A 21941-nucleotide genomic window follows, 5' to 3' on the forward strand; every position below is an offset into this window, starting at 1 on the left:
AAAATACAAACGGCCAGATTTTTTATTCATGATCGAAAGGAAGTCACCTACCGCACGCGTACACGCACACAAACAGCCATTTAAATAAGATAATATATTAGGTCTTAGGAACATCGAGGTTGAATTAATGTTAGTAAACGCAGAACTCTACGTAAAGGACCTCCCGGGACAACTGGTGGGATCTTTGGAACCTATCTCCATGGTAAATGGCAATATTGTCGGAGTGGTCCATAACCGCGATATAATTGTCAACCAGAGGATCTGCGTTAACGTCACCTTCGAAGTTGGAAGCAATGACGATCTGGAAAAGCTGAAAAAGACCTGGAAGGCCAAGGATATCCTGATAGCATCCATAGGCTCGGTATACAAAACGGCCACGATGGAATATCTCCTCTTAGGTTCATTCAATGCTTCACATGTAGAGAGGCTCATAGATGAGGCCTCCAATATCGTATCGTTCGAATCCGTGGACGTGAACTATTCTACAGCCAACGCCACCAAGACCCGTACCGCGATGATAACCGTAGAGGTACTCAATGACGAGGACCTTGACAAATTGGACAGATTCCTTGATGCCGCCTGCAGAGAAAGTGGCATTGTATACATCAGGGGGCTCTAAGATGAGAATACTGATATCAGGTTTCGGAACTGTGGGACAAGGATTTGCGGAAGTCGTTGCAGCCAGACAGGACTTTTTCCAAAAAAGATACGGCAAAGACGTTAAGATAGTCTGTGCCATGGATTCCAAATCATATGCATCGAATCCAGAAGGACTCGATCCATTAGCACTAGTATCCATAAAAAAATCCACAGGCAGAGTCGGAAACCGTGAATATACGAATTCCACAGAGGTCATGGATTCGGTCGATTATGATCTTCTGGTAGAGGTCAGCCCGACCGATGTACAGACCGGCGGGGTCGGATTGGTGAATATAAGACATGCCCTTGAGAACAAGAAAGATGTCATCACGGTCAACAAAGGTCCGCTCGCCCTCAAATTCTCCGAATTGATCGGTATAGCAAAGAAGAACAAATGCAAGTTCCGCTTCGAAGGATCTGTAGGGGGGGCTATGCCCATCATAAATCTCTGCCATGAGAACCTTGTGGGGGAGAATATCAAATCGATACGCGGTATCCTTAACGGTACCTGCAATTACATCTTGAGCAAGATGGACAACGGACAGCCATTCGAACAGGCCCTCAAAGAGGCCCAACAGATGGGATATGCAGAAACAGATCCCACGAATGACATAGAAGGTTACGATGCAGCATGCAAGATCGTTATCCTTGCCAATTCCATTTTCGGAAAGGATGTGACCTTTTCCGATGTTAGGATCACAGGTATAAAATCCATAACTGCAGAGGCGGTTGCTCTGGCTGCTTCCCACAACATGGTAATAAGACTCATAGGTGAGGTCTCAGAGAATAAACTCGAGGTTGCTCCGCGCCTTGTACCCAAAGGACACCCGCTTAGCATCTCTGGTACACTTAACGCCGCCCAGATCGTATCGGACCTTGCGGGGCCCGTGACCGTTACTGGACGTGGAGCAGGGCGCATTGAAACCGCTTCTGCCATATTGAGCGATCTGATAGCCATAATGGATGTAAGGAAATGAACATGTCCGAAAAGCCAATAGTGATGTATGATACCACTCTGCGCGACGGAGCACAGACCGAAGGGATAACCTTCTCGGTAGAGGACAAACTGGAGATACTCAAGGAACTTGACGAATTCGGGGTCGGATTCGTAGAAGGGGGATGGCCGGGTTCCAACCCCAAAGATGATGAGTTCTTCGAAAAAGCTGGAAAATTAAAATTGAAAAACACCGTTCTGACAGCCTTCGGGAGCACATGCAGACATGGCATCGAAGCCAAGGACGATAAGAACATGAACGCCTTGGCAAAATGTTCTGCTGGATGGTGCTGCATATTCGGAAAATCATGGGACTTCCAAGTAACAAATGCACTATGCATACCGTTGGAAGAGAACCTAAGGATGATCGAGGACAGCGTCAGATACCTAAAAACCTCAGGGAAACGTGTGATGTTCGACGCCGAACATTTCTTCGATGGCTACTATTCCAACCATGATTACGCACTGAAATGCCTGGGAGCTGCCGAAAAGGGAGGGGCTGAATGGTTAGTGCTTTGTGACACCAACGGCGGTTCCATGCCTGATGAGATCAGAACGGCGGTCGAGGACGTGATGCTCACATTCGATATCCCGATAGGCATTCATTGCCATAACGATACGGACCTTGCAGTTGCGAATTCGATGATGGCCGTAGAAAGCGGTGCTATCATGGTCCAAGGGACCATAAACGGAATTGGAGAAAGATGCGGTAATGCGAACCTTTGTTCGGTCATTGCCAATCTCGCGATCAAGATGGAGTATGATGTGCAGATTAAGGACATCTCAAAATTGACAGAGGTCTCCAAGTTCGTCGGTGAGATCAGCAATACCTTACCGTCTTCCGGACTGCCTTACGTAGGAGAGAAGGCATTCGCCCATAAAGGCGGCATGCATGTATCGGCACTCGCGAAAGATCCCCGTACTTACGAACACATACCGCCGGAGACCGTCGGTAACAAACGCAGAGTACTGATCTCGGACATGGCAGGAAAAGCCAGCATAAATGAGAAACTGAAAGAATTCGGCATTGAAATCACCGACAACGAAAGCAAAGAGATCATAGAAAAGATCAAGAAGCTTGAGGCCAAAGGATATGAGTTCGAAGGGGCAGATGCAAGTTTCGAACTTCTCGTAAGAAGACTCAAAGGAGATCTGGAACCCCCTTTCAAAGTGGTAGGGTTCAGACTATTCATTGATGAGATCGGAGATAACAAACTAATATCCGAGGCCAGCATCAAGGTCCAGGACGCAAACGGCAACATAGAGCATACGGCGGCCGACGGAGAAGGTCCGGTTAATGCATTGGACAACGCATTGAGAAAAGCATTGTCCAAATTCTTCCCAATAATGAAGGATATAAGATTAACGGATTACAAGGTCCGTGTGCTCGATGAGAAATCCGCCACAGCAGCAAGCGTCAGAGTACTCATCAGATCATCCAACGGCAAGACAAGTTGGACAACAGTAGGTGTTTCGGAGAACGTGATCGAGGCATCCCTCAATGCCTTGGTCGATTCGATAGAATACGCCATCTTAAAATATCACGAAAATTGAACAGGAGCAATAGAGATGAATAGAACAATCATCACGCTGGTCGGAAAGGATCATACAGGGATCATAGCTGCGGTCTGCAACTATTTCGCTGATAATGACATCAATATCCTTGACATCAGTCAAACAACAGTCCAGGAATACATCAACATGATGATGATCGTGGACCTCAGCAAATACAAAAAGAGTTTCAAAGAGCTCGCTGAGGACCTTGACAAAGTCGGAGAGAAAGTTGGTGTCAAGATCAAGGCACAGCATGAAGAGATCTTCGACATGATGCACAGGATCTGAGTAAAATGTTGGAAATGAACGAGGTTTTCGAGACCAACAGCATGATCTCCAATGAGAATTTGGATGTCAGAACCATCACGATGGGCATCAGTCTCCTTGACTGCATAGATTCAGATCTGGATGCTATGTGCGAGAGGATCTATAATAAGATCACGACCTGCGCCAAGGACCTCGTCAGAGTAGGTGACGAGATCGGTCTAGAATTTGGTATTCCCGTCATAAACAAAAGGGTCTCGGTCACACCGATCGCTTTGATCGGAGCATCCGCGTGTAAGACCTCGGACGATTTCGTAAAGATAGCAGAGACCTTGGAAAGGGCCGCTGGAAAGATAGGTGTCAATTTCATCGGTGGATATTCAGCGCTGGTCCAGAAAGGCATGACCCGTGCCGATGAGCTCCTGATAAGATCGATACCAAAGGCATTGAAGGTCACAGACCACATATGCAGTTCCATAAGCCTTGCATCTACAAAGACCGGGATCGATATGGATGCCGTCAGGCTTATGGGGACCATCGTCAAACAGACAGCGATGGAGACCAAAGACCAGGACTCATTGGGATGTGCAAAGCTGGTGGTATTCTGCAACCCTGCGGATGACAATCCATTCATGGCCGGAGCATTCCATGGAGTGACAGAAGGGGACACCGTCATCAATGTAGGTGTCAGCGGACCCGGTGTCATCAAGACCGCGATATCCAAAGTAAAGGGAGAGAACTTCGAGGTACTGTGCGAGACAATTAAGAAAACATCTTTCAAGGTCACGAGGGTCGGACAGCTGGTAGCCAAAGAAGCATCGAAAAGACTGAACGTACCGTTCGGGATCATTGATCTCTCGCTTGCTCCCACCCCTGCGGTCGGAGATAGTATCGCCGAGATCATCCAAGCAATGGGAATAGAGGTCGTTGGTGCCCCAGGTACCACTGCGGCATTGGCCATCCTTAATGACCAGGTAAAGAAAGGAGGCATAATGGCCTCATCTTATGTCGGAGGACTCAGCGGAGCATTCATACCTGTATCGGAAGACAGCGCGATGGCGTACGCCGCCGAGATAGGCGCACTTACATTAGAGAAACTGGAAGCCATGACGTGTGTATGCTCAGTAGGTCTGGACATGATCGCCATACCCGGCGATACACCGGATACCACCATAGCCGGTATAATCGCTGATGAGATGGCCATCGGTATGGTCAATCAAAAGACGACGGCCGTTAGAGTGATACCTGTCATCGGGAAGAAGGCCGGAGAGCACGCCGAATTCGGTGGACTCCTAGGAAGAGCGGTCATAATGCCAGTGAACAAATACGGTTGCGCTGAATTTGTAGATCGCGGAGGAAGGATCCCCGCTCCGATTCACAGTTTCAAGAACTGAAACCATTCAACATTTTTCTTTTTTATATTTATTCAAAATCTTACGGCACAAAGCCGACGCTGTATTAGAAAATTTAACCGCAATTTTTGACGAAAAGAGATAAGAAAGTATTTAGTCCCCTTTCGGGGCAAAGTCACAACTAAGATGTGCAAGAGGTGGGAGCAGAGGGATTTGAACCCCCGTCAGCGGGTTTCCACCACGGGGGGAGCTACCCCCCGCGAAATTAACGAGTCATCGCTCCAGTTAATCATCAACTGTCAGCAAACTCATTTTAATCACGCTCAATAACTGGAGCCCGCCAGTCTGCCAGGTTAGCCTATACTCCCATGGTAGCCCGTCAGGGTTACTTCTTGCGCATCTTTGCCGCTCTCTTTCTTCTTCTCATTTTCTTCTTGCGCCATTTCCAACGCTGGTTACCGCGTTTCTTCCAGGCGCGTGAACTTCTCTTCATGATATTTCCTCTCGATAGATCCTCATCACACAGGTGACGACCCTCTGGCGGGCCCGTCGGGAATTTCGGTCCCTTTAAGGGAGACTTTCGAACCCGAGGCGTCTGGCTTAGAAGGCCAGCGCTATATCCTGGCTAAGCCACGGGCCCCGCAGACCTCCATTCACATCTATCATTTAAAGGTTTAGTTTAAATGACACATGAAAGATGGAAATCTCCGACGTTCACAGGTAGATATAGCGGACAATTTGACTGATTATTAAAGATTTGCTATATAACTTGATTAATTCGGTTACCAGTACTTACTGTTGGCGATCACGTCTGAGTCCACGAAATATTGATAGATCGAATTTCCAGTGATCAATAAACAAAGCGCCTCGGCCATGCAGATTATTGCAAGCAGTACCATAAATGGCCACCAGTTGAACAGTTTACCGAACAACATCACGATCTTTTCTGCAAAACTTGCGATCATATACACAACTGCACCGGCCACGAAAGCGATTATTACTCTGGGCCATCCGCTCCCCAGCAATTCGAGACCCTCTATATCCGCACAACGACCCAACAGTAGATATGCAATGAAAATAACAACAAGGCCCAGTATAACTGCAAAATGAACTTCGCGGAATGGTCTTATGACCATTGTAAATCCCATCAATACTATGACAAGAGATGTAAATATCCCCCAAGAAGCATATTTTGAAAGGGTCAGGCCTATCATGACCACCCCGAATATCACACCTAGTGCCATAAGGACATTGTACTTCCAAGATGGCTGATCCTTCTTGTAAAAATATACAATAACAAGAGCCAATGCTCCACCGATAAGCAATATTACCTCTGGAATGTGACTCGCGTAAAAGTCCTGTATGGTCATCGTGTAGTCCATATCTGGTGATTGCGTATTTTGATTATAATACTTGACGATGAAACGTACCCCTTATGATGCTTTGTTGTAGATGCTACAACCATTATTCTCATTTTCAAGAAGTCGTATGCATCTTTCGAACAAGATTAAAATACTATCTTGAAACGATACCTCTCTAATGTCAGAAATAATCTACAAAGAATCCCAAAGACAACTGCCGTGGATAATATCGGCCCTGATAATATTGATGGCTGCCATTGTTGAGGCCGTATTATTCTACAGCTACTTCTATCAAGATCGTAACTCTGTTCCTTGGTATCTATTAGCAGTAGTAACGGTTCTGATGGTTTCCCTCGTGTATCTTGCTCTGTTCCTGAGAACCACTGTGACCGTAACAGAAGATGAGGTCATCATAAAGACAATCCCTGTACGGAGGATCTTAAAAAAGAAGATAAAGAACGTCGAGATCCAAGATATCAAAGCCCTGCGTCAATACGGAGGATGGGGAATAAGATACACTGGCAAAAAGATTGGATACATCAGCTACGGTGACAAACGCGGAGTCATGCTCCACTTCGAAAAAGGAAACGATATAATGATATCTTCAAAGGATCCAGAAGCCCTTATGGAAGCTATCACTTCGTGACCTTCGGCGGAGTGATTATCAGACCTATCGAATGCATTTTCCTCTCGGGGGTGGCTGGATTTTCCGCCAACCTCGAGATGGTCCTTCCGATGATCTGCACCGCATTATCCAACTCATATTCGGTGGCATATATTGGAGCTGTTGTGAATCCCATTATGTCTTTCTTGAGATCGAAACCTTCTCTTCTGAGTCCATTTTGAAACTCCTGAATGAATGCCATACAATATTGTGTGAACAATGCTAATAAGAATTCAGGAGATGGGTCCACTTGATCCTCAGAAGGCATGAATGCTTCTTCGGCCAAAGAATACGTCTTTTCCACAGTTCCGCGTTTTCTTGTTGTATCAACTACTGTCACAAGACCCGCTTTCTCAAGTTTTGCAAGATGCCTATACATCGTAGAGCGCGGTATGTCCTGACATCTTGTACATAATCCTTTGACTGATATCTTCTCTGCATATCTGATCTCCAGCAATATCTTTCCTCTGACAGGATCAATTAGATTTTCCAAGATCTTACTATCCATAATCTCAATATGAGAATGATTTCAAGGTAATAATAAATCTCCACTGCTAAAAATAAGAATGATGATACTGTCAAAAGAAAGGTATTATATCTCAGATGTCTTGATTTGCTACCATGGACGTCGGAGTATTGATCACACTAACAGTAGCTTTGTTCTTCATACTAGACCCATTCGCTAGTCTACCGGTGTTCATATCAGTAACAAAAAATCTGGACCAAAAGGAGATTAAGGCCTATGCGAACAAAGCCGTACTAGTTGCGGCCATCCTTCTTTTCGTATTCGTATTCGTAGGTTCTGACCTCATGGGGATCTTTGGGGTCACCATGGACAGTTTCCGTGTAGCCGGTGGTGCAGTGCTTTTCATGATGTCTATCGAATTGATATTCGGACTGAAACTTGCCAAGATGGATGATGAAAAGGGAGCTGCTTGGGTCATCATCGCTACTCCTATACTTACCGGCCCCGGAGTCATAACGACAGCGGTTCTATTCTCAGCGCAATATGGAGCGGCCATAGTGCTCATTGCAGGCGTCATCGCGCTTCTGCTTACATGGATAATCCTAAGAAGCGCAACGGTCATTATGAAATTCGTCGGAGAACAGGTGATCGGCATACTCTCCAAGATAATCGGTCTTCTAATCGCTGCGATGGCCGTAGAATACATATTCGGAGGGGCATTGGCGTGGTTCAATAACAATTCTGTAGAACTAATCTCCCTGGCACTTTCCTTCATATAAGATCAATAAGTAAATTCAGCTTCAAACAATCATGGGAAAAGAATAACTCCTTTGATATCGATGTTACATGAATTACTGGAGGATGATGAAATGGATGAGAACTCGCTCTATATCCGTGAAAGAAAGATAGAACATACCATAGATGCCCTTCAAAAGAACGGCATCAATGGATATTTTGCACATTCGAGAGGAGAACTTTACTCACTGATAGAGAAGATAGTTCCCGCAGGATCATCTGTTGCTTCAGGAGGATCGATGACACTCTCTGAGACCAATGTGTTCAGTTTCCTGAAAACAGAATACAATTACTTAGAATACGACCATGGAGATCCAAAAGCATCACGTATAATCTTCTCATCCGATGCATTCCTTTGCAGCGCGAACGCCATCACAGAGGAAGGAGAGATATACAATGTGGATGGGAACGGCAACAGGGTAGCTGCCATGATATGGGGGCCGGAGAAGGTCATAATCGTAGCAGGGGCCAACAAGATCGTGCCTGATCTCGATTCCGCGAAAAAACGCTGTAAAGACATATCCGGACCAATGAACGCAAAAAGACTCAACAAAGTCACCCCGTGTGTAAAGACTGGACGTTGTATGGACTGTAATTCACCGGACAGGATATGCAACGAATACGTACTTATCAAAAAACAGCGCATAAAGGAAAGAATGCATGTGATATTCCTGAACGAGGACCTTGGATACTGACCGTACACTCTTTTACTGAGTGGATAATCATAAGGATAAGGATCTTGGGAATCACCCAATAGTCTTTACTCTTCTTTCTTTGCTTTCTCCGGGATCTTCACCGTATCTATGACCTTCTTGGCGTTCGGTGAAGTGTACTCGTTCTTCATGACAAGACATTGCTTGGGGCAGGATTCGACACAACTCCTACATTGAACACATGACATCCTATCTATCGTCCAGATACGTGCAGCTTTATCCACCGTCAACGCGTCCGCTGGACACTTCTTAGCACATATCCCACACAGTATGCATTGTTCAGCATCGATCTCCACGTGCCCCCTTGTGCTCTCCTGCCACTTCCTAGGAACCGTCGGATATAATCTGGTGGACGGTCTCTTGAAAGCACTTGATAATACTGTCCTGCCTATCTTGAAAGAGCCCATATTCATCTCTCCGTACAGCTGATGCATGGATCTATCGTCATCACCATCATTGTCACATCATTAAGGTCGCATCCCTGAAGGACCTTCACCAGTATCGGTATGTTCGCATTAGTAGGTGTTCTAACGCGTGCCCTGTCGAGATACTTGGTTCCATTGCCTTTGACATAATAGAACGCCTCCCCCCTGGGCTGTTCTATCCTGACGATGAACTCGCCCACGGGAGGCATCCCTTTGACGGGGATGTTCACTGGACCTTCCGGTATGTTCTCTATATCTTTGATTATCAGATCTATGGATTGGAATACCTCCCGCACCCTGACCTTGCATCTCGCATAACAGTCGCCGTCGGTCTCGAGTATCGGCTTGAATCCGAGTTCCTTGTATTTTCCCAGATCCAAACATCTGACGTCGTTGTTGACTCCCGATCCTCTTGCAGTCGGACCGGTAGCACCGAGTTTCATGATGTCCTCTTTGGATAGCTTTCCAACTCCGCACATCCTGTTCTTCACTGAAGCATCCTCGAGGAAAACATTTGTTATCACCGATAGTTCCTTCCTCATGTTCTCCAGGATCGCGACTATCTCTGCGAGCGACTCCTTGGAAATGTCTTTGAACTGTCCTCCGATCCTAGTAAAAGAAAGGATGACCCTGCCTCCTGTCGACTTCTCGAATATATCGAGTATTGCCTCACGTAAACGCCAGCAATTCATGAAAAGGCTCTCAAATCCCATAGCATCCGCCAAAAGACCCAGCCATAAAAGATGACTGTGTATCCTTGAGAGTTCATGGAAGATCGTGCGCAGATGTTCCGCCCTCTCCGGAACTTTGATATCCATCAATCCTTCCACAGCGGCAGCGTATCCCCAACTGTGTCCAAAACTGCAGATACCGCACACCCTCTCCATTACAAAGCACATTAGCTGGTAGTCGTTATGTTCTACCAATTTCTCCAGACCTCTGTGCACATACCCTATGGATGGTATGGCCCTTATCACCTTTTCATCCTCTAGTTCGAGGTCCAAGTGTATCGGCTCCGGTAACGCTGGATGCTGCGGACCGAATGGAATTATGGTTCTCTTGCCCATCATTCCACCCCCTTTTTGACTTCTGTCTTCCATGGTGTTTTAGATGAAAGCTTAAAGAAATTGCCCTTATAATCCAAAACAAGGTCCGTAAACTCAATCCCGAAAAGATCGTGCATCTCGTTCTCAAATATGAAAGCAGGCCAGAAAGAACCGCTTATACTAGGGACCGTCATATCATCTGGCACATATACTTTGTAATTGATCATTTGGAAGTCTTTGTCAAAAGAATACAGGATCTCTGTTTTTCCATCCTTTGAAGTTGCACATATCTGTACCACTCTGTATCCGTTATCCGCAAGCTCCTTCGCTTTTGCTGGAAGGTCCGAATAAGATGTCTCTGTTATCTCCTGCGCCTTCTGTGATTCGGTCATTGATCCTTCCTCCCCTTATCCTGAAGGGCTTTGCTCTTTTCTTCGAGTATTCCCAACGCCTTTACCACTCCGTCTATTATCGCTTCGGGTCTGGCGGCACATCCTGGAACATATATGTCCACGGGTATCGCCTTGTCAGTACCTCCTAGGATGTTGTAACATTTTTTGAATACACCGCCGCTATTCGCACATATGCCTATGGCCACAACCACTTTGGGATCTGGCATTTGTTCATAGATCTGTTTTACAACATCACGGTTCTGTTCATTGATAGAACCTGTGACCAACAAGATGTCTGCGTGTTTAGGATTGCCAGTATTGACAATACCGAATCTTTCAAGGTCGTACATTGGAGTGAGACAGGCCAATACCTCGATGTCACATCCATTGCAACTTGAGCCGTCGTAATGAATTACCCATGGTGATTTTGTTAAGTATGACATATTTGCACCTCCTTAGAACACCCATATCAATAGTGCCACATTGATCAATCCCAAAAGTATGGCAACTACCCAAGAACTCTTTAGTGCCATCTGCCATTTCATCCTTGCAAAACTGTTGTCTACAAATGTTTCCAAGAAGAATGAGACAACAGCGATCACTATACCTATCGCATATCCCCACCAGGTCCCATTACAGAAGAAGAGGAATACAATACCCAGAAGCATGATGTTCTCATACCAGTGAGCTATCTCCACATATGCTAAGGTCCTTCCCGAAAATTCAGTTGTGACTCCTTTTACTATATCTTGATGGGCATGATGTGACATGCTGAGGTCAAATGGCGACTTCCTGAACTTGATCGTCAATATGAATAGGAATCCGACGAATATGCCGATCATCGTGACAAATGGCATCTTGTCGCCGTTTAGAATATCCGAGACATTGAAACTTCCACATGCCAGATAGAAACCTATCATCGTAAGCAATACCATTGGCTCATAGGCCATCATCTGATAGAGCTCCCTTTCGGCACCTACCTGCGAGTAGGGAGAATTGGATGAATACGCAGCCAGAACAAGGAATATGTTCGCCAGTGTCAATGTGAACACTACAAGTAAAAGGTCACCTCCCGCGAAGAAGATGCAACCTGTTATAACCACGAACAACAAGAAACAAAGTACATAGAAATCCTGCACTTTGTTGACCGTGACCTGATCCTTCCCCATCAGTTTCCTTACATCGTAATATGGTTGGATCACCGGAGGGCCTACTCTGCGTTGCATTCTTGCACTAACTTTCCTGTCCAATCCAGCCAAGATACATCCAAAGATGGGTGCCAGGACCAGATAACCTATCATCAATACCAGATATAGCGTATTCATGATGTCACGCCCCCTATTATCAGTGCGAAAGCGACAACGATTATTGCTATCGTTATGACCAGACCGATCTTATTTATCCTGTTCTCACCGAACCACTCCTCCATGTACCAGTTCCTCATCGACACATTGACGCTGGTTCCCATGGAGCCTGAATACGATAGATTGTCACCGTTGTTCACACCGCACATATAATTTTCCTTGACCTTCTTCTTCGTCTTGTTGAAGAACGGAATTGGAACGACCACGAGAAGTGCCAGCATCCCCAATAATACAGATACGTATGCTATTCCGAATGTCGCAAAGATCGGGTCTACCGGCTGCCCGAAAACTGATAACAGATAGGGAGACAGCACTTCAGATGATATCAACGGGAAAGAGAAGCAGACCGCAACGACCAATACGGCCAGTAAGCCCAATACAGACCATTCTTCCTTATGTACGGTCTCCTCGACGTCCTTGCTGTTCGCGACCACTGCAACCATCTTTCCAAGCCATTTCCCCCAATAGAATATGGTGACCGCGCTTCCAAAACATATGCATGCGATCAAGACCAGATTCTCTGAATTCACGAATGATATCATGGCGGCCCACTTCGATATCAACATACCGAAAGGTGCCAAGAACATGCCTGCTATACCTATGATCATCAAAGCAGACAGCTTGGGCATCCTTGAGAACAATCCGTCCATATCCTCTATGTCCCTGCTACCGATATGATGTTCAGCGGTACCGACGCATAGGAACAGCATGGACTTCGTAACAGCATGGAAGATCAATATCATTATTCCAGCCCAGAGGGCTTCATATGTACCTACCGCACCACACGCAGCGATCAATCCAAGATTAGCTATAGTGGAATAAGCCAGTACCCTCTTTGCATTGCTTTGTGATATTGCGGCCATGGACGCGAGAAGGAATGTTAACCCTCCGATGCACATCACCATGTATCCTACGGTATTATCGCCGTACATCGGCGATAATCTCAGAATGAGGAATACACCTGCCTTTACCATTGTAGAAGAATGCAGTAATGCGGATGTCGGGGTTGGAGCCACCATCGCACCGAGAAGCCAACTGTGGAAAGGCATCAGTGCCGCCTTGGCTATTCCTGCGATCGAAAGCAATCCAACGGCCAACATCACATACATAGCACCAGAATCCAATTCCAAGAGCGCATCGAATTCCATGACGCCGTACTGTGTACCCAACACTATTATGGCCAGTATGAATGCTATGCCTCCAACCAGATTCATGATTATCTGCCTGAAGGAATTGTTCACTGCTTCCTCTGTCTTTGTAAAACCTATGAGGGCAAACGAACATAGCGTTGTTACCTCCCAGAAGAAGAACATCCACATGAGATTGTTGGATGTGACTATGCCGAACATGGCAGATAGGAATATGAACATCAGGAAAAAGAACCAGGGCCTCCTGTCCTTCTCACCTGCATGATGTTCCTGAAAATCGCGCATGTATCCGAGAGAATAGATGCATATCACACTTCCAATTACACCGATTATTAGTATCATTATTATAGAGAATTGATCGATGTAAAGATTGTTCGACACGTCAATCTCGTGTGCATGTGTGAACTCGAACCATACCAAAAATACCGCTTGAGCCAAAGAAAGGATCGATGCGAGGTATTTCTTATGTTTTATACCGAGATAGACAACTATGGCGCACAATATGATCTCGATTGCCAACATCAACCAATTGAGCATCTCGCTTTCAAAATCGAAATATGTTGTACCGCCTTTCAAGAATTCCACTGCTACATACACCGAAACAGCCATTATCGCAATGGCCCCTGGAATTACGATCGCCCCTCTTATCTTATCGTTCTTGACCAATAACAGTAAAACCGCTATCAATGCTGGAAACAAGAGCAAAAAGAATATCGAGTACATGACCATGATATTCAGTTTGTCAATATAAATACGGTCGCATTTTTTTTAATACAGATCTATCAAATAAAGAATTCTTAGAAAAAATACTTGATTAATGTTTGAGATTCTTCCAAGAAAAAACACATGTCAAGCAAAAGAATATTGCAAAAAAAACAACCCCGGTGATCAACACTACACCTATATTGATCGAACCTTCCTTAATGATACCAAAAACTAGCATAATGACCATCCAAACGACGGAAACGATAACAGAAAATATCGATATGTTCTTAATACTCGTAAGTTCGAATGATACCATGGTCAGTCATATAGAACTGATAATTAAAGGTCTACTAAAATGATAATCGATTGATTGCGCATTTTCATTTTATCACAACCGAATGGCAGGAAGTTGCAGGCACCCGGCAATCGGGTACCTGCTAATTCAAATGACTAGCTGCATGATGATCGAGTCAGGATATATTTCCGTCATTTTTGGTCTCGTCACCTAGAAAACCGTGTTTATACAATATCCAAAGGATGGCGATACAGATAATAATACAGATTGTCGTGGTGACGATCATCTGAAAAACATTCAGATTCAGCATGATGATTGCCATATTGTTCACATAACCGATTGAGAAAATTAATACAAATAGTATCAAGAATCTCTTTTTATTCCAAATGACTTTCATGTCTTGTTACCTCTAATTTAATTGTATATCAAACAAAATTGAGACTACAAATATCCCTATTCATAACCGATTTCTTATCCGATTGTATAATATTTATATATATTCAAAAATTAAGATTACACTTAAACATTTAATGTGTTATTTTTACAAAATGTAAATAATATTGGAACAATAACCACAAAATTCACACAAACTGGTCTGTTCAACAAACAACAATACCAATGAACACAATTAAAGTATGAGCCCCCGCCAATCTACAATCGACAGTTCAGAGCTCCGTCCTCCGCGCCTGGAAAACCTGGTGAACAATCAGTGAATCAGGAAATGACTCACTTTTCAAAAATCTGAATGTTAAAATGAGTGGACAGGGCGAGATTTGAACTCGCGGCCTCTACAATGCCAATGTAGCGATCTTCCAACTGATCTACCTGCCCAGTTGATAATCGGTGCATTAAGTGTTTGTTCTTAAATCTTTCCGATGACTGGTTCATACTTCACATTGAGGGTCGACTGGAATCTTTCCTTCTCGCCCGGAATGCGTGTGGGGTACTCAGCGTTTATACAGGCCAGGCAAAGCTCGTTCTTCGACTTGCCTATGGCCTCTATGAGCCCTTTTATACTGATATAACCCAATGAATCCGCACCGATGATCTGTCTTATCTCATCAACACTGTGATTGTTGGCTATGAATTGCTCTCTGGACTTCATGTCCACACCATAATAGCAAGGTGCTATGACCGGCGGACTTCCGACGCGGACATGCACCTCCTTGGCACCTGCCTCCCTGAGCATGGATATCAATTTCTTAAGGGTCGTCCCCCTTACTATACTGTCATCGACAATGAGAAGACGCTTTCCCTCTACGGTGCTCTTGATAGGATTCATCTTCATCGATACCGCCACCTCTCTGTCCTTCTGGTCTGGAAGTATGAATGTCCTCTCGGCAAAACGGTTCTTCATGAACCCTTCCTCGTAAGGTATGCCTGAGGCAATGGAGAATCCGATGGCATGAGCGCGCCCCGAATCGGGAACAGGCATGATTATGTCCACATCAGCAGGACATTCCCTGGCCAATATCTCCCCTATGTTCTTCCTGACCGCGTAGACCTCTCTTCCGTCAATGACCGAATCGGGTCTTGCGAAATACACCCATTCGAACATGCAATAAGCTTTCTGTTTAGAATCGATCAAACCGCCATGGGAGATCACACCGTCCTTGGTGATCTCCACGATCTCGCCCGGAATCACATCTCTCACGAATTTTCCCCTTAGTGCATCGATGGCAGCACTCTCCGAGACGAGCATGTATCCGTCGTCGATCTGTCCGATGCAAAGGGGCCTGAGGCCATATGGGTCCCTGATACCGAATAATCTTCCGTTCAAAAGTATCGTCATCGCATATGACGCCTCGACCTCCGTCATCATGACCTTCAAAGCCCTGATCGGATCCTTGAATTCTGCCAGATGTATGACGAGGATGTTCGTCGCCAATTCGGTATCCGAATCTGTGAAAAGCGACATCCCTTCCGCCAAATAACGCACCCTGAGGTCCTTGTAATTTGTAATGTCACCATTGTGGGCCACTGCAACGGTACCGAAACTGGAAGTTACCGTAAAAGGCTGGGCGTTCATGATGCCCTTGGACCCTGTCGTAGAATATCTGACGTGACCGATCCCAACTTTACCATCAAGACCAGTCAATTTATCTTTACTTAAAGCGACTTGGACCAGACCCGTGTTCTTCACGGTCTGGATCCCGTTATCACCAAAAATGGAGATTCCCGCGCTTTCCTGTCCGCGGTGCTGAATTATCATGAGGGACTTCTGCAAAGCAGGAACAACGTTGTAGGGGGCTGCTATGCCCACAACACCGCATTTGTGTTCAGGTCCCGTCATTTATATCAGCTTATTCACGAAGCTTTGCCCAAGCGTAAGTTCTCATTTTTGCAGTCTTACCGTATCCGCAAGAGGCACATACCCCTTTCCTTGCATGGTAAGAGCGTTTTCCGCACCTGCGGCAGGGGATATGCGTCTTGTTCGTGTTGTGTCTTCCCTTTGCTGATGTTCCCGTTCCCATTATAATCGTCTCCTTATGGTGAAATGTAAATTACGTTGTCCCCGCGGACAATGACCAAGCTGATCTTCCTTACGGAATTCCCATCATAGAACTCCTCAGCGTTTTTGAGTACTACGTTCATGTGAGGATCGTATCCGTCAAGGACCCCTCTGTACTCTCTTTTGCCTTTAAGCTCGACGATAACATTCTTGTTAGACGCCTGACTGAGGACTGTCAATGGTTTCATCATGTTAGCCACTTACGTTCTTCATATTAGATTTAGTATTTGAAGGTTCGTCTGTTTTCATGCTATCCTTTATAGGTGGGGATTCACACAAAGGCGCCTATGGTCGGAGCGTCTAGACGATCCATATCGTAGAAGATTATCGCTTCCTTCATTCCTTTGGCACCCATACCGCATCCTGTGAAATGGTCCAGCATCGATGCTCTCCACATTAGGTCAAGTATTGTGGTCGACAAACATCCGTAATATGCATTGGCCATGTCGTCCTCATAATCGTTATAGTCCATCAATGAGAACACACTGCCCATGAAACTATCCCTTCCATTCAGTATCTCTATGTAATCGGCCAAGACCTTTGCGCCCTCCTCGTCCAGAGGTTTCAATGGTATGTCGCTGACATATACCGACCCCTTCTCCTCCAATTCACCAGAATCCGTAAGGACATTCCATGTCATCTTCTCATCCTGCGCCATGAATATGTTCCAGTTCCAATTCTCATCACAATATACCGGTGCATTGAGAGGGTCCTTTGTCGCCATGGACTCTAGAGCAGATTCCCTAGCTGCTAACTCGAGCTCTAACATGTCGGGCCTTGTCTCCCGCTGAATGTTATCAAGGGTCATCACAGGTTCGATCTCTGATAATTCCATTACTTTACTGATATAACCCAGATCTGTGAAGTTATTTAGATTTTCAGATACTGTCATCCTGAGTATGGACTGGTCTGAAAGAACCCCCGCCTCCTTACAGTTCGCATAAAATTGGTCGTAAACTGATCTTGACTCTGAGAGAGCGACCCTTATTCTTCTATCGGCCCTTGCAACTATATCCTTCGCCTCTACGATAGCATCATTACCGTTCCCAGTCCAGACCCCCCTACATGAGAGGTCCAACTCGACCTTCACCCTGTCGCTGACATATATGTGATAGGGGTATTGTCTACAGTACGCCGTCCTGTGATCGTATATCTGGCACTTCCTCGTGCCATTGGAAAGGAATGCACATGAACCGCATCCTCTCTTCATCGCCAAGGCAAGATAGGGTTCAGGACCTTTGCTCATGACCAGTTTGTCAGGATGCTTCTCCCTGAAGAATGACCTCTCTTCCGGAAGGACCTCCGGCTGACACAGACAGCATAGCCCACAGCCCTCTGGACACTCGACCTTTCTTCCAACGATGTCCGAATAATCTACCTCATAATCAGCCAAATATATCCTCTCCGATGCGATCCCCACAGAACTCGCCGTCTTGCACCTGTATCTCTCCCCTGATTATGACTGTATCGGGGAATATTGCCTCCATCCCATCGTATGGGGAGTGCCCTGCCTTGCTGTGGAGTTTCCTAACTTCTATCTTGGTTGTCTTACGAAGGTCGAATATCGCGAAATCTGCATCGTACCCGACAGCTATCGTTCCTTTTCTCACTCCGAATGCCTTTGCGGGATTCTCTGCCCCCATAGAGACGACCTGGTTCAACGGAACCATTTCTTTCTTAACCATGTTCATTAGTATTGGCATCGTCGTCTCCACTCCTGGGATACCGCCTGGAGCGGAATCAAAATCCTGGGACTTCTCCGAAGTTGTATGTGGAGCGTGGTCGGTACCTATCATCGTCGCTTTTCCGTCCAAGAAGGCCCTCCAAAGCTTGTCTCTTGTGCCTGGGTCCCTTATCGGAGGATTCACCTTGTACTCGGCGGTAGTATGACGTTCCACATCGAACAGAAGATGGTGCAAAGTGACCTCGGTCGTGAATCCGTATGAGGATGCCAACTGAAGGCTCTCAGCATTCGTATTATGGCATATATTGACCTTACATCCCTTGTAACGCCCCAATCTGTTGATGGCGTTGTGCTCTGCTTGGACCGGACGATTCCTGAGATGGTCCTTGGTGCACTTCTCAGGTTCCCTGAGGATCATCCTATCATCCTCGGCATGAACGCTAAGTCTCTTTCCGGTTATGCGTATGTCTTCCATTATCGAAGCGATCTCCGCATCATCATTGAGAAGTATCTCCCCTGTGGTCGAACCCATGAACAATTTGAATCCTGGCACCAGCGGGGCCATCGCTCCGACCCTGCAACCGGGCGTTACAGCGGCGAAGAGCCCGTAATCCGTGTATGCTCTTTTCCTTACCGTCGACTTCTTGGACATCAATGCGTCTAAATTCGATACAGGAGGTTTTGTGTTCGGCATATCGAGTACGGCCGTCACCCCCCCGCAAACAGCAGACAGGGATCCAGTGGAAAAATCCTCCTTCTGCGTCATACCTGGATCTCTAAAATGGACGTGCGGATCCATGAATCCGGGAAGGACCATCTTACTGGTCCCGATATCGATCCTCTCATCCCCTCCGCGGACCATCTTGCCAACGGCCACTATCTTCCCTCCGCTTATGCCTATCTCGGTATAGCTCAGTTCCCCGTTGACGAATGCCCTTCCCTCAATCACGGTCTCTATGTCCATTATTTTCTCACCACTTCGCCATAAGGCATTATCTCGGAGAATACCTCTCCTCTGAATGTCCAGACACGCACACCTTTGCCCTTCCATGCGTTCCTGTTAAGGCCCGCCTTGAAAGAGAGCGCACCGAACATCTGTTCCTTGTTCCAACCCTGCTCGGGCGCGACCTGGGGCAAGAACAACGCCCGCTGACCGGTGGACTCCATGATCACGCCGTCCCTTCCGATCTCTATTTGGGACAACATCTCCGATGTTCCGCTGAACTCAAGTTCCACGGGAGTCGTCAATATGGTCACCTCTACGGTACATTCCTTGGCCTCTCTGAGCGTGAGCGGCATGAATCTTGGATCGTGACATGCGAATGAAGCTGCCTTTACCAATGCCTCGCTCAGGGAGAATACAGGTTCCGGAAACCCTATGCAGCCTCTCAATTCGCCTGAGGGATACCAGGATATCGTGACAAAGACGCCACTCTTTTGGGAGAACGAATCCGGAAGGACTGGATCGATCTTCCTTCCAGCACTCTCCGCATCGACGACACTACGTGCCGTCTTGACAGCGATCCTACCGTCCTCATCTGTGAAGATCATTCTTTGTCGACCTTTACCGATCCTTTTATCGGGACCTTCTGTGCCTGTCTCGGAGCTTTCTTGTTGACACAGTCTGGATTCTTTTGACAGTATGCTTTCGTGGCATTATCCCTTGTCTCTTGGGCCTTTTCCGCAGCATCTCTGGCAAAATCCGGAAGGGGTGCTGCCTTTACCAATGCCTCGAGGGCCATCATCATTTCCATACCTGCGGAGACCATATGCTTCTGGAATTCTGGGTCCATGAACATTACTATGACGGATTGCGCTGCGTGTTCCATCTTGTCCTTCTGACAGTCAGCAAACTCCTCGAATGGTTCCTTGCTTTTAGATAGGATCTCTTTCATCTTCTCCTCTTGGAATTCTGCAAAATCCTTTGCATTGACGCTTTCCTCCTCGATGACCTTCTTTATGTTTGCACGCTCCTGCTGAAGCAGCTTCTCGATCATTTCCTTGTTCTCACGAACAAATTTCTCTATTTCGGGATCCGTGTACTTAGGATCAGTCTTCTTTGACGGCATTTGATTTCCTCCTGAACTTTACTACGAGACTTCCGTCCCTGAACTCGGCTCCGAGCATTTCCGCGCTCTTGAGCGTCAGAGGCAGAGTGACGGTCCTTCTCTGACCGCTTGTCTGAATTATAATAGAGTTATCATTGGTCTTAAAGAGTTCCACCGTACTCTCGTCGATAAAAGGCATTTTGATGTAAAGATAGTCTATGTCTTTCTTGGTCTCAAAATGCATCGGGCTTTCGGTCGCATAGACCTCGATGGGATCTGATTCGCCATAGATCATTGTCGCCATATTGTCGAGCATATCGGGTCCATGCAACTCTGTGGGCATCATATATGCGGACATGATCTTTAATGGATCGAACGATTGATGTATCTCTGCAATGTGCTTTTCCTGCTCGATCAATTTATCCTTGAAGAAGGGGCCTTCGGCCTCTTTGGGATATATCTTGTTTATCACAAGACACTCGACGGTCTTGTTGTAGAGGCAAAGATAAGTGTATGAGCGCCTGGTCTCCACTATGGCCATCTTTTCGGGATTGAGAACGAGACGTATTGTCGTGTGCTCGTGATCCTCCAGGATCTCCTTGACACGTTCCATATTGACCTTTATATCCTCGATGGATTGCATGACCTCCTTGGAAGGCAAAGGAATGTCCATGACCTTTCCGACGGTGTATCTGGCGATCGATATCAATCTCTTGAACATGCCGTACATCTTCTCGATGTACCAATTCGAAACATCCGGAAAACTAAGCAGTCTGAGGGTCTCTCCTGTAGGTGCTGTATCGATGACGACGACATCATACTGACCGCTGTCCTTGAACTGAAGTACGTAGAACAATGCCGCTACCATTTCCATTCCGGGAAGTATGGCCATTTCCTCTGCAGAAATGTCATTGACACCCTGAGAAAGCATGAAAGCCGCAATGTATTCACTTATGGCATTCCATTTGGTACTCATCTCGTGGACAATGTCCAGTTCAAGGGCGTCGAGATTCGGAGCGATGTTCTTGATCTCTGCTCCTAACTGCACCTCGTAGGAATCTCCTAAGGAATGAGCAGTATCGACACTCATTATGATCGTACGATGGCCGTTCTGAGCAATCCTGCGGGCCGTAGCTGCTGCAACGGAGGTTTTGCCCACTCCACCCTTACCGTTGAATATGATCGTCCTCATTGAAACTCAAATATCGTAAAGGGTATAAAACAATAGATACACCCAATAAAAATTGGTTATGGAATTGATCCAAAAATACGGATCACAGACAACGAATACATATCAAAAATATTCTGTCCAAAATCCAATCAAACGTACATCCAACAAAGAAAAATGATCACAGCAACAATATAGCGCATTGTAAATCAATTGGTGCCGAGGATGGGGTTCGAACCCATGACCTTCGGATTTCCCTGGAAGAGGTCTGTTAGACCAGAACCCTATGAGTCCGACGCTCCACCAGGCTGAGCCACCTCGGCACGTGTGTTTTTTGGGGGGAATTGGTTTG

Annotated in this window: 24 protein-coding genes and 4 tRNA genes; 8 read left to right on the top strand and 20 right to left on the bottom strand. The window is 46.1% G+C overall.

What is annotated here, in order from left to right; genetic code table 11:
- Window positions 1-199: 199 nt before the first annotated feature.
- From KRP56_06495 to KRP56_06515, 5 genes are read left to right on the top strand one after another with little or no spacing between them, the layout of a single operon-like run.
- Window positions 200-619 carry a homoserine dehydrogenase gene (locus tag KRP56_06495; protein ID UAL08491.1) on the top strand — a complete coding sequence of 140 codons (420 nt, stop codon included), beginning with the start codon at window positions 200-202 and terminating at the stop codon, window positions 617-619.
- A gap of 10 nt (window positions 620-629) precedes the next feature.
- Window positions 630-1616 (top strand): homoserine dehydrogenase, encoded by a 987-nt coding sequence (locus KRP56_06500; protein UAL08492.1) that lies wholly within the window; start codon window positions 630-632, stop codon window positions 1614-1616.
- A gap of 2 nt (window positions 1617-1618) precedes the next feature.
- A complete protein-coding gene (gene cimA / locus KRP56_06505) occupies window positions 1619-3187 on the top strand; it encodes a citramalate synthase (GenBank protein ID UAL08493.1) in 1569 nt (522 codons plus the stop codon).
- Between the two features lie 15 nt (window positions 3188-3202).
- A complete protein-coding gene (locus KRP56_06510; GenBank protein UAL07468.1) occupies window positions 3203-3475 on the top strand; it encodes an ACT domain-containing protein in 273 nt (90 codons plus the stop codon).
- Window positions 3476-3480: 5 nt separating this feature from the next.
- Window positions 3481-4845: a PFL family protein gene (locus tag KRP56_06515; protein ID UAL07469.1), complete on the top strand. Its 1365-nt coding sequence runs from the start codon at window positions 3481-3483 to the stop codon at window positions 4843-4845.
- A 156-nt stretch (window positions 4846-5001) separates the two neighbouring features.
- Here the strand turns inward: KRP56_06515 and KRP56_06520 are convergent.
- The 3 genes from KRP56_06520 to KRP56_06530 all read right to left on the bottom strand — a co-directional run bounded on the left by KRP56_06520 (window position 5002) and on the right by KRP56_06530 (window position 6185).
- Window positions 5002-5171 (bottom strand) — tRNA-Trp (locus tag KRP56_06520).
- A 170-nt stretch (window positions 5172-5341) separates the two neighbouring features.
- Window positions 5342-5443 (bottom strand) — tRNA-Arg (locus KRP56_06525).
- A gap of 142 nt (window positions 5444-5585) precedes the next feature.
- Window positions 5586-6185: a hypothetical protein gene (locus tag KRP56_06530; GenBank protein ID UAL07470.1), complete on the bottom strand. Its 600-nt coding sequence runs from the start codon at window positions 6183-6185 to the stop codon at window positions 5586-5588.
- A 157-nt stretch (window positions 6186-6342) separates the two neighbouring features.
- On the opposite strand from KRP56_06530, the gene KRP56_06535 reads away from it, so the two are divergent.
- Window positions 6343-6810, top strand: a complete 468-nt coding sequence (locus tag KRP56_06535) for a hypothetical protein (protein UAL07471.1) — start codon at window positions 6343-6345, stop codon at window positions 6808-6810.
- Here KRP56_06535 and KRP56_06540 read toward each other — a convergent pair.
- The gene (locus tag KRP56_06540; protein ID UAL07472.1) at window positions 6800-7336 is read right to left on the bottom strand and encodes a helix-turn-helix domain-containing protein; all 537 of its coding nucleotides are present in this window, start codon (window positions 7334-7336) and stop codon (window positions 6800-6802) included. The two genes, KRP56_06535 and KRP56_06540, sit on opposite strands and share 11 nt — an antisense overlap.
- Before the next feature lie 113 nt (window positions 7337-7449).
- Between KRP56_06540 and KRP56_06545 the strand changes: the two genes are divergently transcribed.
- Together KRP56_06545 and KRP56_06550 are read left to right on the top strand one after the other, a co-directional pair.
- Window positions 7450-8073: a MarC family protein gene (locus KRP56_06545; GenBank protein ID UAL07473.1), complete on the top strand. Its 624-nt coding sequence runs from the start codon at window positions 7450-7452 to the stop codon at window positions 8071-8073.
- A gap of 90 nt (window positions 8074-8163) precedes the next feature.
- A complete protein-coding gene (locus KRP56_06550) occupies window positions 8164-8784 on the top strand; it encodes a lactate utilization protein (protein UAL07474.1) in 621 nt (206 codons plus the stop codon).
- A 65-nt stretch (window positions 8785-8849) separates the two neighbouring features.
- Here the strand turns inward: KRP56_06550 and KRP56_06555 are convergent, their stop codons facing one another.
- The 16 genes from KRP56_06555 to KRP56_06630 all read right to left on the bottom strand — a co-directional run bounded on the left by KRP56_06555 (window position 8850) and on the right by KRP56_06630 (window position 21912).
- A complete protein-coding gene (locus tag KRP56_06555) occupies window positions 8850-9209 on the bottom strand; it encodes a 4Fe-4S binding protein (protein UAL07475.1) in 360 nt (119 codons plus the stop codon).
- A 2-nt stretch (window positions 9210-9211) separates the two neighbouring features.
- Complete coding sequence (locus KRP56_06560) at window positions 9212-10297, bottom strand: nickel-dependent hydrogenase large subunit (protein ID UAL07476.1); 1086 nt, start codon at window positions 10295-10297, stop codon at window positions 9212-9214.
- Window positions 10294-10665 (bottom strand): NADH-quinone oxidoreductase subunit C, encoded by a 372-nt coding sequence (locus KRP56_06565; protein ID UAL07477.1) that lies wholly within the window; start codon window positions 10663-10665, stop codon window positions 10294-10296. The genes KRP56_06560 and KRP56_06565 overlap by 4 nt, the downstream gene beginning before the upstream one ends.
- Window positions 10662-11108: an NADH-quinone oxidoreductase subunit B family protein gene (locus KRP56_06570; protein ID UAL07478.1), complete on the bottom strand. Its 447-nt coding sequence runs from the start codon at window positions 11106-11108 to the stop codon at window positions 10662-10664. The genes KRP56_06565 and KRP56_06570 overlap by 4 nt, the downstream gene beginning before the upstream one ends.
- 12 nt (window positions 11109-11120) lie before the next feature.
- Window positions 11121-11990 carry an NADH-quinone oxidoreductase subunit H gene (locus tag KRP56_06575; GenBank protein ID UAL07479.1) on the bottom strand — a complete coding sequence of 290 codons (870 nt, stop codon included), beginning with the start codon at window positions 11988-11990 and terminating at the stop codon, window positions 11121-11123.
- The gene (locus tag KRP56_06580) at window positions 11987-13900 is read right to left on the bottom strand and encodes a hypothetical protein (protein UAL07480.1); all 1914 of its coding nucleotides are present in this window, start codon (window positions 13898-13900) and stop codon (window positions 11987-11989) included. The genes KRP56_06575 and KRP56_06580 overlap by 4 nt, the downstream gene beginning before the upstream one ends.
- Window positions 13901-14935: 1035 nt before the next feature.
- A tRNA-Ala gene (locus KRP56_06585) sits at window positions 14936-15008 on the bottom strand.
- A gap of 31 nt (window positions 15009-15039) precedes the next feature.
- A complete protein-coding gene (purF, locus tag KRP56_06590) occupies window positions 15040-16470 on the bottom strand; it encodes an amidophosphoribosyltransferase (protein ID UAL07481.1) in 1431 nt (476 codons plus the stop codon).
- Between the two features lie 10 nt (window positions 16471-16480).
- On the bottom strand, window positions 16481-16651 hold the full coding sequence (locus tag KRP56_06595; GenBank protein UAL07482.1) for a 50S ribosomal protein L37e: 171 nt from the start codon (window positions 16649-16651) through the stop codon (window positions 16481-16483).
- A 13-nt stretch (window positions 16652-16664) separates the two neighbouring features.
- Window positions 16665-16880: a small nuclear ribonucleoprotein gene (locus tag KRP56_06600; GenBank protein ID UAL07483.1), complete on the bottom strand. Its 216-nt coding sequence runs from the start codon at window positions 16878-16880 to the stop codon at window positions 16665-16667.
- Between the two features lie 80 nt (window positions 16881-16960).
- Entirely contained in the window at window positions 16961-18082 is a 1122-nt protein-coding gene (locus KRP56_06605) for a YkgJ family cysteine cluster protein (GenBank protein ID UAL07484.1), read from the bottom strand.
- Entirely contained in the window at window positions 18075-19337 is a 1263-nt protein-coding gene (locus tag KRP56_06610; protein UAL07485.1) for a dihydroorotase family protein, read from the bottom strand. Before KRP56_06610 ends, KRP56_06605 begins: the two co-directional genes overlap by 8 nt.
- Window positions 19337-19924 (bottom strand): TIGR00296 family protein, encoded by a 588-nt coding sequence (locus KRP56_06615; GenBank protein UAL07486.1) that lies wholly within the window; start codon window positions 19922-19924, stop codon window positions 19337-19339. Before KRP56_06615 ends, KRP56_06610 begins: the two co-directional genes overlap by 1 nt.
- A complete protein-coding gene (locus tag KRP56_06620; protein UAL07487.1) occupies window positions 19921-20442 on the bottom strand; it encodes a hypothetical protein in 522 nt (173 codons plus the stop codon). Before KRP56_06620 ends, KRP56_06615 begins: the two co-directional genes overlap by 4 nt.
- Entirely contained in the window at window positions 20423-21613 is a 1191-nt protein-coding gene (locus KRP56_06625) for an ArsA family ATPase (GenBank protein ID UAL07488.1), read from the bottom strand. Before KRP56_06625 ends, KRP56_06620 begins: the two co-directional genes overlap by 20 nt.
- A 190-nt stretch (window positions 21614-21803) precedes the next feature.
- Window positions 21804-21912, bottom strand: a tRNA-Met gene (locus tag KRP56_06630).
- Window positions 21913-21941: the final 29 nt, after the last annotated feature.

The sequence above is a fragment of the Candidatus Methanogranum gryphiswaldense genome (assembly GCA_019262145.1).
In the GTDB taxonomy this organism is placed as follows: Archaea; Thermoplasmatota; Thermoplasmata; order Methanomassiliicoccales; family Methanomethylophilaceae; genus Methanogranum; species Methanogranum gryphiswaldense.